Raw genomic sequence first — 17,879 nt, forward strand, 5'->3', positions numbered from 1 at the left:
GCGTGTCCCAGACCGCCGCATATCCCGACGACCCACGCATATACGTTGATGCGGACCACCTGTTAAGGCTGGGTCCAAAGTCCCGCGCGATCAGCCTGTTGCCTCGCCAACCTGCCCGTTCGATCCTAAACGGCCGGCATGCCTCACGCTTGCGGGGGCGCGGCCTGAACTTTGAAGAACTGCGAAACTACTTGCCCGGGGATGACATCCGTACCATCGACTGGAAAGTGACCGCGCGCACCGGAGAGCCCCATGTTAGGGTCTATACCGAGGAACGCGACCGCCCCGCCCTTTTGCTTGCGGACCAGCGCGTTTCGATGTTTTTCGGCACGCAAGTCTACATGAAATCGGTCATCGCAGCCGAAGCCGCAGCGATCGCTGCACACCGGGTGCTGGGGCAAGGCGACCGGGTCGGTGGGATCGTCTTTGGCGATACTGATGTGGCCGAGCACCGACCCCAACGCCGACCCGCTGCACTGACGCGGTTCCTGTCATCGGTGGGCGCGCTGAATTCAAACCTACGTGCAACGCTGCGGGATGAACCAACCGTGGCGTTGAATGATGTACTGAAACAGGCCGCGCGGATCGCGCATACCAATACTTTGGTGTGTGTCTTTTCCGATTTCGATGGGCTGAACGAGGTGTCAGAGAAACTACTTAGCAGACTTTCTGCCTCGAATGACCTAATATTGTTCAATATTTCTGACCCCAGTTCGCGTGAACTTGCCCCGAACCTTCAGCTTACGGTGTCCGATGGCGACCGTCAGATTGAACTCGACAGCTCGGACCCCGACTTGTCGAACCGAATAAGAACAGCGCTGGAAGATCGACTTGCTCAACTGCAGACGTGGTCGCGCCGCTATGGGTTTCCGGTCGTGCCTCTGACCACGGCGGAGCCGACGCTCGACCAGTTGCTCAAGCTATTTGGTCATCCCGGAGGCCGAAGATGAGCGTCGATGTCGAAGGCAAATCACTGGTTGACCTGCTGGACATGCTGGAACCTGCCCCGGTGCCCGAGCCTATTTCCATGGTGCCCCAAACCTGGGGGTGGAGTGTTTTGGCCTTAATCCTTGCTGGGCTTATCATCCTTAGCGTTTATGCCTTTCTTCGCCACCGACAGTTTAATGCATACCGACGTGAAGCGTTGATCGAATTGGCCGCGTCAGACAATGACGCCGCAAAGATAGCCGAGATACTCCGCCGCACGGCTCTGGCTGCATATCCACGTCGGAAAGTCGCTGCATTGCATGGAGACGAATGGACAAACTTCCTAAACCAAACCTCTGATAATGTTGCCTTTACTGATGACGCTGGCCGCCAACTTTTGGAAGCACCATACAGAGATGTAAAAGCCGATCCTGATCTGGAAATCCTCGCGCGAAATTGGATCAAGTCCCATAAGCGGGAAAGGACAGCGTGATGTTCTCCTTCGCCGCGCCTTGGGTTTTCCTCCTGCTCCCGTTGCCATTTTTAGTGTATCGGCTTGCCCCACCGTATCGCGAAAAAAGTAGCTCGATCCGCATCCCATTCTTTCGCCATGTCGCACAGGCCGCTGGGGTTGAACCCAAGTCAGGTTCCGTCATTCTAAACCGCGCGCGATTTCAGACCGCGGCGATCGCATTGATCTGGCTTTTTCTAGTGGCTGCCATGGCCCGCCCCGAAAAACTTGGTGAACCTTTGGTTATCGAAAAGTCGGCGCGCGACGTGGTGATTGCCTTGGACATTTCAGGATCGATGGACCAGCGGGACTTCACGACAACGGACGGCACCCCAAAGCAACGGCTGGCCGCAGTAAAGGATGTGCTGCGTCAATTTATTGCCGAACGCCAAGGCGACCGGATGGCTTTGATTATCTTTGGCACTCGTGCATTTGTTCAAGCCCCTTTCACCGAAGATCTGAACAGTTTGAATGGGTTCCTGGATCAAACTCAAGTTGGTATGGCCGGGCCCAATACCGCGTTGGGGGATGCAATTGGTCTGGGCATACGCATCTTTGACTCCAGCGAGGTCAACCAGCGCCTGATGATCGTTCTAAGCGACGGGGCGGATACGTCCAGCCGCATGACGCCGGTAAACGCCGCAGCAATCGCGGCCGAGAAAGGCGTCGTCATCTACACAATCGGCGTTGGTGATCCTGACGCCTCGGGCGAGGACCGGGTGGATCTGGATGCCTTAAAGGACATCGCAGACCGTACGGGCGGTGAATACTTCTTTGCAGATGACGAAGAAGCATTGGCTGACACATACGCACGCATTGACGAACTCAACCCCCGGGTCGTGGAAACGCAAAGCTACAGACCACGTGAAAGCCTTGCCCATTACCCGCTTGCGTTGGCATTGCTGACCATGCTCATCTCCATGGCTGGCCAACTTGTAATCCAGCGGCGCCGAGGTGCAGCATGAGCGGCGCGTTGGCAGATTTCCATTTTTTGCGAGCCTCTTGGCTGCTGTTCCTCATCCCTATTGCGATACTCTGGTGGGTGATGCGGCCCAAACCCAATTCGCACTCCCAATCCATAACCGGCATCGCGCCGCACCTTGCTGCCGCTCTGACCCTTGGGGCTGAGGACAAGAAGCGTGTGTTCCCGATAGACTTCGCGATGATCGCTGCAATCCTTGTGACCTTGGCAGCGGCTGGACCGACATGGTCACGGGCCCCGAACCCATTGGTCGCGGACACGGCACCGCTGGTCATTGCGTTGAAGGTCACGGACAGTATGGAAGAACCGGACCTGCCGCCATCCCGTCTGGACCGGGCTAAATTTAAGGTGACTGATCTGATCAATGCGCGCGTCGGTGCTCGGACAGCATTGATCGCTTACGCCGGAACCCCGCACCGCGTCGCGCCCCTGACTGAAGACGCCAACATCCTGCGCCCGCTTTTGGAGGGCCTCGCGCCAGCAATCATGCCAAAACAGGGGGACGCAGCCGCAGACGCACTGGCCCTTGCCGAAACGATCCTGAACGACAGTGATACACCCGGTGCAGTCCTGTTCGTTCTGGACGACCTCGACCCGTCTCAACTTGCTGCTTTTGAGAACACGACCGTGCCCGTGTTTTTTCTGACCATGCTGCCGAACGGTCAAAACATCGCTCAGTTAAACGACCTGAGGACCGCAACGATTGTTCCGTTCTCAAACGACGAGCGTGATATCAACCGCTTAGAGCGTCAAATTCAATCTGCCTACGCTGCGGCGCTGGACGACGATGATAGATTGGACTGGCAGGACAGAGGGTGGATGTTGGCCTGGCCCGCCGCGCTATTGTCGTTGCTTTGGTTCCGGCGCGGTTGGGTGATCCGTTTGTTGTTGCTGGCTGTGATTTTTGCAGCTCCATCAGGACCCGCAAAAGCCGATGGTTGGAGGGATTGGTTCCTGACCCCGGATCAACAGGGCCAAATTGCCATGAACCAGAAACGCTACGCTCAGGCGGCAGAGCTGTTTGAAGACCCGTATCACAAGGGCTATGCGCAACTGAAAGCAGGTCAGTACCCCGAAGCCGCAGCAGTCTTTGCCGAACTGGACACGCCCGAGGCTGCATTTTCCGAGGGAATGGCGCGCATTCGAAACCGCGAGTATAGGCCAGCCATAGCAGCATTTGAAACGGCCTTAGAGCGTCGGCCAAATTGGCCCGAAGCGCAACACAACTTGGACGTTTCCAAAGCGATCCTCGACTTCGTTGAAACAACCCGAGAGCAGTCGGACACAGGCGAAGAAGCGGGCATCGGCGCTGACGACACAGTCTTTGACAATGAGGCCGGGCGCGGCGAGGACACAACCATTCAGGCCCCCGCCGAGGACGCGCAGGCGATGTCTGCCGATCAATGGATCAGCACGATTGACACGGACATGCAGGACTTTCTGCGTAATCGCTTCCTTTTGGAAAATCAGGAACAACAGCAATGAGATACCTCATATTCCTCATTCTTTTCCTTCCAACGCAGCTTTTGGCGCAAACTGGCATTCAGCCGCAAGTCACAGTCGAGGCACCCACGGATCCCGTCACTGTCGGACAACCAGCAATCGTACGGATCAAAGTCCTAGTCCCGACGTTCATGCCGTCTCCTCCGGTGTTTCCGTCGCTCGAACAAGAAAACCTGCTTGTGCGCCTGCCTGAGCGTGCTTCTGGCCCAATTAGTGAAACTGTGGATGGCGAGACCTGGTCCGGTGTCCAACGCAGTTATCGTCTGTATCCGCTTCAGGTTGGGACAGTCGAATTCGGCACGCAAGACGTAGTTGTGACCTTTGCAGATCCCGATACGAATGCGCCGACGAAGGCCACCATCGCCCTGCCCGACGTCGCGTTAAATGCCGTGGTGCCCGAGGGCGCACGCGATCTGGACCCGCTGATCCTAGCAACGGGATTCACGGTCGACCAGCAGATCGACGGATCAACCGATATGGAAAACGGGGGTGCCATCACCCGACGCCTGACCGCAAAAATTGCCGGCACGACGCCCCTTCTGGTGCCTGAATTGATCCCCGACATGAAGGACCCGCTGCTGAGCGCCTATCCGAAAGAGCCGCGTTTTACCGAAAGCGAAGACCGGGGCGTTCTGTCCGGGCAGCGCGTTGATGAGATCGTCTACCTTGCGCAGCAAGGTGGCCAGACCCAACTGCCGCCTGTCACGATCCAGTGGTACAATCTGGATACCAATCAGGTTGAGAACATTGATATCGGTGCAGTTGAACTAACGCTTGCGCCACCGGAGTGGCAACCGCCGGATGCAGATACGATTTTCAGGCTGCTCGCCTTGGCGGCCACGTTGACGCTGGTTATTTGGGGCTTGGTACGGTTCCTTGGTCCGCGTGTCAAAAAATGGAAAAAAGCGCGGCGGGACAGATATCAGAAATCTTCGGACTTTGCGCTAGATGCATTGAGGAAAGCCTTGCAAGCGCATGATATCTCAATGTCTTATTCCGCCTTGGAGTTGTGGAAACTGCGCAGCGATACCCCCGAAAAAGCAATTGGCCTGGAAGAGCAACTGGCTAGGATTGGGGCCGCAAGATACTCATCCCGCACCGGCTCAATACCTGAGGCTTGGGCTGCGGCATTGTCCGAACTCAAGGTTATGAAACGAGCGGAACACCGCGCTCGGAACCCGCTACCGCCGCTTAACCCGTAGGGTCAGCACTGGCAGGCGGCGATCAACTTGCGCCTATCCTTAAGCCGTACGCGGCCATACCCAAGTTCGATCAATCCCAGCTCTACCAAGTTGTGCAATTTACGGTGTAGCGTAGGCAACGACACTGCCACCATTTCGGCCAGTTCATCCTGTGACACGACGATCCACCCATCGGATTTTGAGGCCCCTTCATCCAAGTGCAAAAGGCGCAGAACCAACCGTTTTTCCGCCCCGGTCACCGCCAGATTTGCCATGATACGCAGCGCAGTTTGCATGTTCTCATGCGATAAAGCATAGAAATCACGAACATATTCGGGGTTGTTACGAACAAGTCGGTCCAGCCGCCGAGATGGAAAAAACAATGCCCGCGTTTTCTGTGTCGCAACAACACTTACCAGTCGGTTGGACTCGGCTAACAACGCAAGATCACCGATCCAGAACCCGCCACCCTGTCTGTGGACAACGAAGTCCTGTCCATCATCCGCAGGTGCAGTGATTTGAACGGAACCCTCTAGAACCGCAAAGACCCCGTTGGCGGGATCTCCGTAGTTATACAGCGCCTCACCCTCATCGAAAGATTTTGCGACCCCGCATGCAAGTAAATCCGATTGAAACCTTGCGCCTCGCGCCCCGAACCACCCTGAGGCAAGCAGCATCTGTCGGTCACGTGGGTTTTCAAACATTAGTATTCATCAATCTCATCATATGATAGGTTTCCGAGCATTGTCATAGCCTAAGGTAAGGCTATTCGATTCTCGACGTAATGTGAATTTTTCCTACCGGGAATCAATACGTTGTTGGCGGAAAAGATAATCGCCGCCATCAATTTCTTTTAGATCAACGGATCATTAAGATCCGGCCAATTCAGGAGTAGACCATGTCACCACCCCTATTGATTGCAGATAGTTGGCGCGGCACATTGCGCAAATTCGCCGTAGCTACCGTCGCGGTTGCGCTGGCCCTGCCCGCCTGGGCACAGGATCAAAAGCCCAATATTCTTGTGATCTGGGGCGACGACATCGGACAATCCAATATCTCGGCCTATACGATGGGCCTGATGGGATACCAGACGCCGAACATCGACCGTGTCGCGAAAGAAGGCATGATCTTTACCGACTATTATGGTGAACAATCCTGCACCGCCGGTCGTTCATCTTACATTATGGGCCAGTCTGTTTTCCGTACGGGCCTGTCGAAAGTTGGCCTGCCGGGTGCTGATCTGGGAATGCAGGTCGAAGACCCGACCATTCCGGGATTGCTGAAGGACCACGGCTATGTGACCGGTCAGTTTGGTAAGAACCACCTTGGCGACAAAGATGAGCATTTACCGACAAACCACGGTTTTGATGAGTTTTTCGGAAATCTCTACCACCTGAACGCCGAAGAAGAACCAGAGAATGAAGACTATCCGGGCGATGCGGTTCTGGCCGATGGTCGCACCTTCCGTGAAGCCTATGGCCCGCGGGGCGTGATCAAATCCAAAGCGGACGGAACCATCGAAGACACCGGCCCGCTGACCAAGAAGCGCATGGAGACCGTTGACGATGAAACCGTCGCAGCCGCGATTGACTTCATCAAGCGGGCACACGAGCAAGGTCAACCTTTCTATGTCTGGTGGAACGGCACGCGTATGCACTTCCGTACCCACGTCAAAGATGAAATGCGCCAACAGGCCAACGAGATCTTTGGTGGCGTTGCTGACGAATACACCGCTGGCATGATCGAACATGACATGCATGTCGGGCAATTGCTGGACCTGCTGGACGAGCTTGGCATCGCGGACAACACCATCGTGCACTATTCGACCGACAATGGTCCGCACATGAACACATGGCCGGATGCTGCTGCGACGCCGTTCTGGGGTGAAAAGAACACCAACTGGGAAGGCGGTTGGCGCGTTCCGTCAATGGTTCGCTGGCCTGGTCAGATCGAAGCGGGCTCGATCACCAATGAGATCGTGCACCACATGGACTGGCTGCCGACATACCTGGCGGTTGCTGGCGACCCGGACATCAAGGAAAAGCTGAAAACTGGCTATAGCTCGTCCGGCATGGGCCGTGACTACAAGGTGCATCTGGATGGATATAACATCCTGCCCATGCTGACCGGCGAAACAACCGAAAGCCCACGCGCCGAGATTTTCTATTTCTCGGATGATGGTGACCTGACGGCTCTGCGCTATGACGACTGGAAGCTGATCTTCCTTGAGCAGAAAGCATGGGCGACCCTGCGTGCATGGATCGAGCCCTGGACCGAGCTGCGTATTCCTCTGATCGTGAACCTGCGTCGTGACCCTTATGAGCGCGCCTATCGCACCTCCAACACATATTATGACTGGTTGTTGGATCGGGCATATTTCCTGGTTCCGGCACAGGAATACGTGGGCAACTTCCTGGCAACCTTCCAGGAATTCCCGCCGCGCCAGAAAGCGGCAAGCTTCAACCTGGATCAGGTCATGGACAAGCTGACGACACCGACAAACAACTAAGTCGTATCTAAAATCCAATCGGGCCGCCCCTTAAAAGGCGGCCCTTTTCATCTTGAAATTGAACGAGAAATTCATGCGACATTTTGTTCTAAGCGCCCTGCTGTCCTGTGTCCCTCTGTCCCTGCTTGCGGACCCTCTGCCCAGTTGGACCGAGACCGAAAGCAAAGACAGGATCATCGAGTTTGTCGCCGCCGTGACCGACCCACAGCGCCCGGAATACGTGACGCCGGCTGAAAGGATCGCCGTTTTCGACAATGACGGCACGCTTTGGGCCGAACAGCCTGTGTATTTTCAACTAATCTTTGCGATGGACCGGCTAGCTCAGATGGCTGAGGATGACCCCTCGATCCTGACTACGCCCGTTTTGCAGGCCGCAGCGACAGGCGATCTGAAGACGGTCGCGGAAGGTGGTCATGATGCTTTGATCGAGGTGTTGAATGCCTCGCACTCAGGTGTCTCAGTGAATGATTTCCAAGCTTCCGTAGCCGACTGGCTGGAAACCGCCCGCCACCCGGAAACCGACCTGCCCTTTGACCAGATGACCTATCAGCCGATGGTCGAGTTGCTGCGGTATCTGCGAGACAAAGGGTTCAAGACCTACATCGTCTCCGGCGGTGGAGTACACTTTATGCGCGTCTTCGCCGAAGACGCTTATGGCATTCCGCCCGAACAGATTCTGGGTACATACATGGACACCACTTATGACAGCGCGGAAGGCGAACCGGTTATCACCAAAGCCGATGGCATCGCTTTTGTGGACGACAAAGAAGGCAAACCGATCAACATCGAGAGGACGATCGGCAGACGCCCGATTCTGGCCGGGGGAAATTCGGATGGCGATTTTGCCATGTTGGAATGGACCACGGCAGGCGATGGGCCACGGTTGGGTGTTTTGATTCACCATACCGATGCAGAACGTGAATGGGCCTATGACCGGGAAAGCCCAATCGGCAAACTGGTCGATGGATTGGACAAAGGGCCAGACATGGGTTGGGTGATTGTAGATATGGCGCAAGACTGGTCGCGCATCTACACTGGGGCGAACTGAACCACCACGGAGCCCGATAACCCTATGTGGACACTGCTTGTTTCCGCCTTCGTCTTTGCGCTTTATACAACAGCAGTTTTCTTTTCTGTCCGCGCGGCCCAAACCGCGCGAACACCTCAGGGCGCGGTCGGTTGGGTGGTCTTCCTGATCTCGGCCCCGATGTTTGGCGTGCCGCTTTACCTGTTTTTGGGACATCATAGATTTCGGGGTTACCGTATCGCGCGCAAGGAAAGTCAGCGCGTGGTTCAGGGGATCAAGACCTTCGCCGACTACTCAAAACCCGATGCCGACAAATTGCTTATCAACCCCAAACCGTTCGAGGCGCTGGCGCATATGCCCGTGTCGCGCGGCAACGGGGCAGAGCTGTTGGTCGATGGCCAGGCCACCTTCGATGCGATTTTTGAGGCGATTGATGCGGCCAAGACTTACGTCCTGATCCAGTTCTATATCGTTCGGGCCGATGCGCTGGGTCAGAAGCTGAAAGACAAGTTGATCGAAGCAGCCAAACGCGGAGTCAGCGTCCGGTTCATGATGGATGCCGTAGGCAGTTACGCCCTTTCCAATGACTACATCGAAGAGATGCGCGAGGCCGGTATTGCGGTTTCGGATCCAAAAGAACAACGCGGACCAAAATTCCGTTTCCAATTGAACTACCGCAACCACCGCAAAACCGTGGTTATCGACGGCGAAACGGGATTTATCGGCGGTCACAACATCGGGGTCGAGTATCTGGGCGAAGACCCGCATTTCGGACATTGGCGCGACACCCATGTCAGGTTGACCGGCCACATAGTCCGGCAATTGCAGTTGATCTTCATCGAAGACTGGCATTGGGCGCATGAAGAGGACTTGATCGACCAGTTGGATTGGGCCGGGTCCGAGGCGGATCAGGATATCAACGCATTGCTGGTCGCAACAGGCCCAGGCGATGAAACCGAAACCGGGTCAATGATGTTCTTCGCCGCCATCACTGAGGCACGAAACCGGATCTGGATCGCATCGCCGTATTTCGTACCCGACATCGATATCATGACCGCCCTGAAACACGCAGCTTTGCGCGGTGTCGATGTGCGCATTCTTGTTCCTGATGTCATTGATCACCGCCTGCCGTGGCTGGCGGCTTTCGCCTATTTTGACGAAGTTCGCGCCTGTGGTGCACAAGTCCTGCGCTATACGGACGGGTTCATGCATCAAAAGGTCTTCGTTGTGGATAACTCACTGGCCGCAGTAGGCACGACCAATCTGGACAATCGATCATTTCGGTTGAATTTCGAGGCAATGGCCCTGTTCTTTGATCCCCATACCACAGCCGCAGTCGATGCGATGCTGCAAAAAGACTTTGCCAAAAGCTATGAGCTGACGCGCTATCTGGAACAGCAACCAGTGCACATACGCCTCGGCGCTCCGCTGGCGCGATTATTCTCACCCATCCTTTAGGCCATGAACCTTTCCTGAAACACCCGGGTCATAAGGGCGACCATATAGGCTGTGGACAACCCAAAGGCCAACAGGCCTGTAACTGCAGCAAAAGTACCGAAAATCCGCAGGTCTTCGCCCAAGACGATGTCGCCGTAGCCAAGCGTTGTGAAGGAAACCAGCGAGAAATACAGCGCTGTGTTCCAGTCAGGCAAAACATCGCCAAATACCCAGACGATGGCCCAAATCCAGACCTGAATGGTGTGGGTCGCGACGATAAAGGCCAGCGCGGTTGCAATTGGTCCGGCCGTTGCCAAAATAGCGCCTCTGGCTTCCCAACGCTCGATCAGCCTATTGATGGCCAACGTGCACATGGTCAGAAGAAAGATTTCGACCAGAAAGCAAAGCCCGAGAAACGTGCTGCCCCAAAGGATCTGCTGTGACAAGGTCATGTTTTCGCATCCTGAATTGTACCGACGACAGATCGCCTCACAATGACCTGCCCTTCCGGCTGAGACAACCCGATCACCCATGTTCATAGTGCGGCGAAAGGAACCTATGACGTGTCAGCGCTGGACAGTTGGCGAAACTGTTGCAAATCCTTGTAAAAATGAGGGCGAACATGCTTGTGAAATTTGACAAGGTTCAGAAATCCTATCCCGGTGGTCGGCCGGTCCTGCGCGACGTGTCATTGTCGCTGAATCGCGGCCAAACACTGGCCCTGACTGGCGAAAGCGGCAGCGGTAAAAGCACCTTGCTGAACCTTGCCGCTGCATTGGACACCGTGGACAGCGGGGAAATCACACTAGACGGCGTAGCCCTGTCGCATCTGGATGATCCAGGCCGGGCCGCCCTGCGCCGCACGTCCTTGTCGCTGGTGTTTCAGCAATTTAACTTGATCCCATCTTTGACAGCAGGTCAAAACCTGTCGTTTCATGCCCGGTTGGCCGGGTGCCACGACCCCGATTGGTGCGCCCATCTGGCCCAGCGGCTGGGCCTTTCCGATCTGCTTGATCGATATCCCGAGAACCTGTCGGGCGGGCAACAACAGCGCGTTGCCATCGGTCGTGCCATGGCCGCCCGGCCCAAATTGCTACTGGCGGATGAACCTACGGGAAACCTGGACGAAACCGCCAGCGCCACCGTTCTTGACCTCATGTTGGCTCTTGTCGCAGATACCGGAGCCGCGCTGCTTTTGGTCACCCATTCGCACGAGATTGCGGCCCGTTTGGATCGGCGTGTGCATCTGTCTGGCGGGCTTATCGCATGACGCTGACCGTCATTCAGGCGCTGGCATCTCATTGGCGGGCACACCGGCTGCAACTGGCGACCCTGCTGATCGGCCTGGCCCTTGCAACCGGTCTTTGGTCTGCGGTGCAGGCCATTAATGCCGAGGCTCGTGCCAGCTATGACCGGGCCGCAGATCAACTGGCGCTAGGTCGGTTTGACGAATTGCACAACCCCTCCGGCCCGATCCCCCTGTCGCGTTACGTCGAGCTGAGGCGCGCGGGCTGGCAGGTTGCTGCGGTACTGGAAGGCCCATTGCGGGTTCAGGGTCAGACATTACGGGTCCTTGGCGTTGATATGGTGGCCTATCCCGCCCTGCCCGCCGTCACGCAGATGGAACAAAGCGTCACGCCACCCGACCCTGCCGATATGTTGACCGCGCCGGGGCGATTGCTGACGACCCCGGTTTTGGAGCCGCTATTGGCCGGCCAGACCGGTTTGCCTCCGATCCTGATCAGCGATGCCTTACCGCCCGATCTGATCCTGACCGACATTGGTGTGGCCGAGTCGTTACTGAAGAAGCCGGGAGAGATTTCGCACCTGATCATTTTACCGGATCAGCCCGGTTCAATTCCACCGCTGTCGACTATTGCCCCCGAACTGGAGCGGGTCCCGGCACAGGAACAACTGGATACCGCACAACTGACCGACAGTTTTCACCTGAACCTGTCCGCCTTTGGCCTGCTGTCCTTTGCGGTGGGACTGTTCATCGTGCACGGAACCGTGGGCCTGGCCTTTGCCCAACGGCGCGGCATGATCCGGACCGTGCGCGCTTTGGGCGTTTCGATGCGGCGGCTGGTTTGGCTGATCATGGCTGAGCTTTCCGTGCTGGCGATTGTCGGCGGAGTACTCGGTTTGGTGCTTGGCTTTTTCCTTGCAGGCGCGCTGTTGCCGGATGTGGCTGCAAGTTTGCGTGGACTTTACGGCGCACCTGTCAGCGGCCAGATATCATTGCAACCACAATGGGCACTGTCCGGGTTGGCGATGGCCTTGGGTGGCACTTTTCTGGCCAGCGGACACGCCTTGTATCGCCTGTCGCGAATGCCGATTCTAAGCGGCGCAGGCTTACAGGCCTGGCGCAGCGCGGCTTCGGGCAGCTGGGTCGTCGCCCTTGCCGGTGTCGCCGCTATTGTCGGTGGCATTCTGACCCTGTTGTTGTTCGGAGGGTTGGTGGCCGGTTTCGTCATGGTCGCCGGGATGCTGGTCGGGTCCGCGTTGGTATTGCCCTATGCCTTGTCGCGCGTCCTGATCCTGTTTCAGCGTTCAGCGAAAGGGCCGATCGCCCAATGGGTCTGGTCGGACATGCGCGCTCAATTGCCGGGCCTATCTTTGGCGCTGATGGCCTTGTTGCTGGCGCTTGCCGCGAATATCGGTGTGGGCACAATGGTTTCCAGCTTTCGGCTGACCTTTACTGGCTGGCTGGATCAGCGCCTGACATCCGAGCTCTACGTCACGGCCACCACCGATCAGCAGGGTCGGAACATCGCGGAATGGCTGAACCCGCAGGTAGATGCCATCCTGCCGATCCGAAGCGTTGAACTGGCGCATTCGTCGGGACCCTTGTTTCTCTATGGTATCATCGACGATCAGACTTATCGTGAGAAATGGCCGCTTATCAGCACCTCGGAACGTGTTTGGGACCGGGTCCACGACGGAACCGCTGTGCTGATCAACGAACAACTTGCCCGCCGGGAAAACCTTTGGCCTGGCGACTCTTTGGCCATCACACCCGCCGACACGATGACCATCGCAGGTGTCTATTCGGACTATGGCAACCCAACCGGTCAGGCCATCGTTTCTATGGCCCAACTTGATCAGATCGCGCCCGGCGCTGAGGCGCGCCGGTTTGGCATTCGTGTCGCGCCTGACAGGACCACAGAGCTGGCCCAGGCCTTGCGCGAGCAGTTTGACCTGCCCCGCCGAGCAGTCGTCCAGCAAGCCGCAATGAAGGCGCAATCCATGCAGGTGTTCGAAAAGACATTCGTTGTGACCTCTGCCTTGAACATCCTGACGCTGGGGGTTGCAGGGTTCGCCATTCTGACCAGTCTGCTGACATTGTGGACCCAGCGCCTGCCCCAGATTGCGCCCATCTGGGCACTTGGCCTGACCCGTGCAGAACTGGCCCGGCTTGAGCTTTTGCGCAGCGTGCTGCTGGCCGCCTTGACCGCCTTGCTGGCTCTGCCGCTGGGGTTGGCTTTGGCGTGGACCTTGCTGACGGTCATCAACGTCGAAGCGTTTGGCTGGAGGCTGCCGATGTACCTGTTCCCTGTCGACTGGGTCTATCTGTTGGGTCTGACCCTGCTTGCGGCAACCGTTGCCGCGGCCCTGCCTGCCGCCCGTTTGCTGCGCCTGCCGCCTGCGGATCTACTGAAGGTGTTTGCCAATGAACGTTAGGATCTGGCTGATCGTCTTGCTGCTGGCCTTGCCGGGCATTGCCCGCGCGCAGGGATACGCAGGCCTGGGTGGTTCTGCCGAAGGGTTTGCCCTGCCCCAGCCGGGCTATACTTTTCAATTCCCACAGGATCACGGCCCCCACCCGGACTACCGGATTGAATGGTGGTACCTGACGGCAAACCTAAAAGGTGAAGATGAGCGCGATTATGGTATCCAGTGGACCCTGTTCCGATCGGCACTGAAACCGTATGAGGCTGAAGGGTGGCAAAGCCCGCAGATATGGATGGGCCATGCTGCGGTGACCACGCCCGACAAACACTATTTCGCGGAGCGTCTGTCGCGCGGCGGCATCGGTCAGGCAGGGGTTACGGCAGCGCCATTCGAGGCGTGGATCGACGAATGGCACATGCGCGGGTCAGATCCAAACGCGGTCAGCCTGTCTGCGAACGGTGCGGACTTCGGCTATGACCTAAAACTCGAAGCCAACGGGCCGTTCGTTTTTCACGGCGAGAACGGATATTCGGTGAAATCCGGCGACGGGCAAGCCAGCTATTACTATTCCCAGCCGTTTTACGAAGTCGAAGGCGTCTTGCGCCTGCCGGGTGGAGATGTCGCCGTCACCGGACAAGGGTGGCAGGACCGCGAATGGTCATCACAACCTTTGGCCGCAGATCAAAGCGGCTGGGACTGGTTCTCGCTCAGCTTTGACGATGGCGACAAGATGATGGCTTTTCGGTTGCGCGGCGACCGAGGTGATTTCACCGCGGCCACGTGGATCGCCGCCGATGGTACGACGACCGCGATCCCCGATGGTTCAGTCGCGTTTGAGCCGCTGACGACCGCGCCTGTTGCTGGCCGCGACATACCTGTCCGATGGCGCGTCACATTGCCTGACCGGGATCTGGACGTCGAGGTGTCAGCGCTGACACCCGACGCGTGGATGGCCACCCGGTTTGAATATTGGGAAGGTCCCGTCCAGATCAGCGGCAGCCATTCCGGACGGGGATATCTTGAGATGACAGGGTACTGATCCGCCCGGTCTTCTTAGCGCACCACGTAGACAGAGACGTCCGAATGGCGCACGACCCGTGCAGCATTCGGGCCCAGCAGATAATCTTTCAAGTCGGGTTTGTGCGCACCGATCACGATCAGATCGCTGCCGGCGCTTTCTGCAGTTTTCAGGATTTCCTGATAGGCAGTACCCGTCGCGACCACATGGCGGATCTTTTCATTCCGATCCGCACCCAGTGTGGACACACACATCTCGGCCAGTTTGGTGTGCGCCTCTTCCAGCGCCTTGTCGTGAAAATCACTTTCGAAAAAGCCAGACACCCAGCTTTCCCCGAAATCCGGCAGAACGGTTACCACATCCAGTTGCGCACCATCCTGATCGGCCAGCTTCGCAGCTTTCTTCAGAACATGCGTATCAAGATCGCCGTTGCTGATATCGACGGCACAGAGAACAGCGTTTGTCATGCGGTCACCTCTTGTCTGGCGGCACGGCCGCGCTGAAGGAAAGCGATCAGGCCCAGCAATAGCATTGCCGGAATGTAGATCAACTGTTTGGGTGGCTGGCTGGCGGGCAAACTGACCGAGGTCAGGCGGACGGCCTCATCCCCGTAATAGTCGAAGATATCCAGGTCATCCGCGACAGGTGTCCCGAACAGCGGCTCTTCCAATTTGACCAGTCCGTCTTCTTCAAGCAGCAGCAGACCCATCGCGTCTACGCGCGCTTGGCCTCCCTCTTCGCTGCCAACGGGAACAACAACCGTCGTGTCCGTCATCTCAAGCGTGTCAAAGTCTGGCCCGCTGATGACCATGCGCACTTCGGTCCCCGGAGGGGTTTCGCCTATGGTTTCTACGAATGCCGAAGGTTCAACCGAGGTAAACGGCGGCGCGATGCGGTTCATGAAGAAGTCGGGCCTGAACAGCGCGAACGCCACCAGGATCAGCGCGATGCTTTCATAGATGCGGCTGCGGGTCAGGAAGTAACCCATTGTGCCGGCTGTGAAGACGAGAATGGCGATTGTCGCAAATATCGCCACCGTTATCCCCTCGACCCACGTCACATCGATCAATAGCAGGTCGGTGTTGAAGATGAACACGAACGGCAAGGCCACGGTGCGCAGGCTGTAAAAGAACGCGATGAACCCGGTTTTGATTGCGTCACCACCGGATACTGCGGCAGCCGCAAAGCTTGCCAATCCAACCGGCGGGGTCACGTCTGCCATGATCCCAAAGTAAAAGACGAACAGGTGCACCGCGATCAAGGGAACGATAAGACCGCTTTGCGCACCCAGCTCAACAACCACACCCGCCATCAGCGAACTGACCACAATATAGTTTGCGGTGGTCGGCAGGCCCATGCCCAGGATCAGGCTCAGCAGGCCGACCATGATCAGCATCAGGATCAGGTTGCCGCCTGACAGAAACTCAACCAGGTCAGCCATCACTTGTCCGACACCCGTCAGGGTCACTGTGCCCACGATAACGCCGGCTGTTGCCGTTGCCAGCGCGATACCAATCATGTTCCGCGCGCCGTCGATCATGCCCTGCCAAAGGTCAGCGACGCCATCAATGAACGTGTTGTAGACGTTGCTTTGCCCGCGGAATATCGCCTTGAGCGGCTTTTGCGTCAGCAGGATCACGAACAACAGCGTCGTGGCCCAGAAGGCGGACAGACCCGGTGACTTCTGCTCGATCATCAGGAAGTAAACCAGCACGATGATCGGCAACAGGTAATGTAGTCCGGCCTTGTAGATATCAGCTATGACCGGCAAGGTCACTTCTTTTGCGTTTGGATCATCCGGCTCAAGATCCGGCACCTGAGCGGCCAGATACAGCAGAGCCACGTAGATGGCACAGACAATCAGGCTGAGGACCAGCCCAGCCGATGACGGCACCCAGTTTGTCACCGCTTCGACCGGGAACTGAGAACCGTAGCACAGCCCAGCAAAGACCAGGAAGAAGGACAGCATCCCGACAACCGTGCGCGCCAGCTTTACGTCGCGGTCGCCCAGCGTGGGCATGTTCCGCTTCACGGCCTCAAGGTGCACGATGTAGACCAGCGCGATGTAGGAAATCGCGGCAGGCAGGAAGGCGTGGGTGATCACCTCGACATAAGAAATGCCGACATATTCCACCATCAGGAAGGCCGCAGCCCCCATCACGGGTGGCATGATCTGTCCGTTCACGGAGGAGGCAACCTCGACCGATCCGGCCTGTTCACTGCTGAACCCGACGCGCTTCATCAGCGGGATGGTGAATGTACCGGTGGTCACAACGTTGGCGATGGACGAACCCGAGATCAGGCCGGTCGCGGCCGAACCGACAACAGCTGCTTTGGCCGGACCACCACGCAGGTGGCCAAGGGCGCCGAATGCCATCTTGATAAAGTAGTTCCCTGCCCCAGCCTTATCCAGCAAGGCCCCAAACAGCACGAACAGGAAGACGAATTTGGTGGAGACACCTAAGGCAATACCGAACACGCCCTCAGAGGTGATCCACATGTGGCTCATCGCCTTTTTCAGGCTTGCGCCTTTCCAGCGGATAACTTCGGGCACCCAGTCGGATGAACCGAAGAAGACATAAACCAGAAAAATCGTCGCAATGATCGCCATCGCGGGGCCAAGCGCGCGACGCGCGGCCTCGAACAACAACAGCAGACCAACAAGGGCGACCCATTTGTCGGTGTCATCCGCAAGACCGCCTGCATCGACGATCTTGTTGTAAAAGAAATAGCCATACAGCGCGACAAACGCGCCCAGCAGCCCCATGATCCAATCCTGAACCGGGATATAGTTGCGCGGGCTTGATTTCAGCGCCGGATAGGCTGCAAAGGCCAGAAACAACGCAAAGGCCAGGTGAAACTGCCGCGCGTTGTTCACAACGCTGCCGGGCAGCACATAGTTCGCAAGTGGCGAGGCCAGGACGACCTGAAAGATCGACCAGATCGCGGCCACAACGGCCAGGAATATCCCGACATTACCGACCGGATTACGTCCACCCGCATCGGATGAGGCCACAAGATCCTGTAGCTCTTCTTCGGATAGCGGACGATTGGATTGTGTGTCGGAACTCATGAAATGTCTCCCCGTCGCGGCCATTTTTGGCCTTCTGAA

15 protein-coding genes are annotated in these 17,879 nt (G+C 57.2%); 11 read left to right on the forward strand and 4 right to left on the reverse strand.

The genetic code is table 11. The features are described 5' to 3' along the window. Window positions 1–2 precede the first annotated feature (2 nt). The 5 genes from AC2FI8_RS15570 to AC2FI8_RS15590 are packed head-to-tail and all read left to right on the forward strand — an operon-like array spanning window position 3 to window position 5,125. Complete coding sequence (locus tag AC2FI8_RS15570; protein WP_496780010.1) at window positions 3–950, forward strand: DUF58 domain-containing protein; 948 nt, start codon at window positions 3–5, stop codon at window positions 948–950. Continuing rightward, window positions 947–1,420, forward strand: a complete 474-nt coding sequence (locus AC2FI8_RS15575; RefSeq protein WP_496780012.1) for a DUF4381 domain-containing protein — start codon at window positions 947–949, stop codon at window positions 1,418–1,420. The genes AC2FI8_RS15570 and AC2FI8_RS15575 overlap by 4 nt, the downstream gene beginning before the upstream one ends. After that, window positions 1,420–2,403 carry a VWA domain-containing protein gene (locus AC2FI8_RS15580; RefSeq protein ID WP_496780014.1) on the forward strand — a complete coding sequence of 328 codons (984 nt, stop codon included), beginning with the start codon at window positions 1,420–1,422 and terminating at the stop codon, window positions 2,401–2,403. The genes AC2FI8_RS15575 and AC2FI8_RS15580 overlap by 1 nt, the downstream gene beginning before the upstream one ends. Next, window positions 2,400–3,905 carry a VWA domain-containing protein gene (locus AC2FI8_RS15585; protein ID WP_496780016.1) on the forward strand — a complete coding sequence of 502 codons (1,506 nt, stop codon included), beginning with the start codon at window positions 2,400–2,402 and terminating at the stop codon, window positions 3,903–3,905. Before AC2FI8_RS15580 ends, AC2FI8_RS15585 begins: the two co-directional genes overlap by 4 nt. Beyond that, window positions 3,902–5,125, forward strand: coding sequence for a hypothetical protein (locus AC2FI8_RS15590; protein ID WP_496780018.1), 1,224 nt, complete (start codon window positions 3,902–3,904; stop codon window positions 5,123–5,125). The genes AC2FI8_RS15585 and AC2FI8_RS15590 overlap by 4 nt, the downstream gene beginning before the upstream one ends. A 2-nt stretch (window positions 5,126–5,127) precedes the next feature. Here AC2FI8_RS15590 and AC2FI8_RS15595 read toward each other — a convergent pair whose 3' ends face one another. After that, window positions 5,128–5,808, reverse strand: a complete 681-nt coding sequence (locus tag AC2FI8_RS15595) for a Crp/Fnr family transcriptional regulator (protein ID WP_496780019.1) — start codon at window positions 5,806–5,808, stop codon at window positions 5,128–5,130. A gap of 194 nt (window positions 5,809–6,002) precedes the next feature. On the opposite strand from AC2FI8_RS15595, the gene AC2FI8_RS15600 reads away from it, so the two are divergent. From AC2FI8_RS15600 to cls, 3 genes are all read left to right on the forward strand, one after another. Next, complete coding sequence (locus tag AC2FI8_RS15600) at window positions 6,003–7,613, forward strand: arylsulfatase (protein WP_496780021.1); 1,611 nt, start codon at window positions 6,003–6,005, stop codon at window positions 7,611–7,613. A gap of 73 nt (window positions 7,614–7,686) precedes the next feature. After that, complete coding sequence (locus AC2FI8_RS15605) at window positions 7,687–8,661, forward strand: HAD family hydrolase (protein ID WP_496780023.1); 975 nt, start codon at window positions 7,687–7,689, stop codon at window positions 8,659–8,661. A 24-nt stretch (window positions 8,662–8,685) separates the two neighbouring features. After that, window positions 8,686–10,098, forward strand: coding sequence for a cardiolipin synthase (cls, locus tag AC2FI8_RS15610; RefSeq protein ID WP_496780025.1), 1,413 nt, complete (start codon window positions 8,686–8,688; stop codon window positions 10,096–10,098). Here cls and AC2FI8_RS15615 read toward each other — a convergent pair. Beyond that, a complete protein-coding gene (locus tag AC2FI8_RS15615; protein ID WP_109311846.1) occupies window positions 10,095–10,529 on the reverse strand; it encodes an ion channel in 435 nt (144 codons plus the stop codon). The genes cls and AC2FI8_RS15615 overlap by 4 nt on opposite strands. Before the next feature lie 170 nt (window positions 10,530–10,699). Here AC2FI8_RS15615 and AC2FI8_RS15620 point away from each other — a divergent pair, with 170 nt between their 5' ends. From AC2FI8_RS15620 to AC2FI8_RS15630, 3 genes are read left to right on the forward strand one after another with little or no spacing between them, the layout of a single operon-like run. Beyond that, on the forward strand, window positions 10,700–11,347 hold the full coding sequence (locus tag AC2FI8_RS15620) for an ABC transporter ATP-binding protein (protein ID WP_496780027.1): 648 nt from the start codon (window positions 10,700–10,702) through the stop codon (window positions 11,345–11,347). Next, window positions 11,344–13,758, forward strand: coding sequence for an FtsX-like permease family protein (locus AC2FI8_RS15625; protein WP_496780029.1), 2,415 nt, complete (start codon window positions 11,344–11,346; stop codon window positions 13,756–13,758). Before AC2FI8_RS15620 ends, AC2FI8_RS15625 begins: the two co-directional genes overlap by 4 nt. Then, complete coding sequence (locus AC2FI8_RS15630; RefSeq protein WP_496780031.1) at window positions 13,748–14,788, forward strand: lipocalin-like domain-containing protein; 1,041 nt, start codon at window positions 13,748–13,750, stop codon at window positions 14,786–14,788. The genes AC2FI8_RS15625 and AC2FI8_RS15630 overlap by 11 nt, the downstream gene beginning before the upstream one ends. A 14-nt stretch (window positions 14,789–14,802) precedes the next feature. Here the strand turns inward: AC2FI8_RS15630 and AC2FI8_RS15635 are convergent, their stop codons facing one another. Together AC2FI8_RS15635 and AC2FI8_RS15640 are read right to left on the reverse strand one after the other, a co-directional pair. Continuing rightward, window positions 14,803–15,234, reverse strand: a complete 432-nt coding sequence (locus AC2FI8_RS15635) for a universal stress protein (protein ID WP_496780033.1) — start codon at window positions 15,232–15,234, stop codon at window positions 14,803–14,805. Further along, window positions 15,231–17,840 carry a TRAP transporter permease gene (locus AC2FI8_RS15640; protein WP_496780035.1) on the reverse strand — a complete coding sequence of 870 codons (2,610 nt, stop codon included), beginning with the start codon at window positions 17,838–17,840 and terminating at the stop codon, window positions 15,231–15,233. The genes AC2FI8_RS15635 and AC2FI8_RS15640 overlap by 4 nt, the downstream gene beginning before the upstream one ends. Window positions 17,841–17,879: the final 39 nt, after the last annotated feature.

It is taken from the genome of Ruegeria sp. CDSB029 (assembly GCF_059611125.1).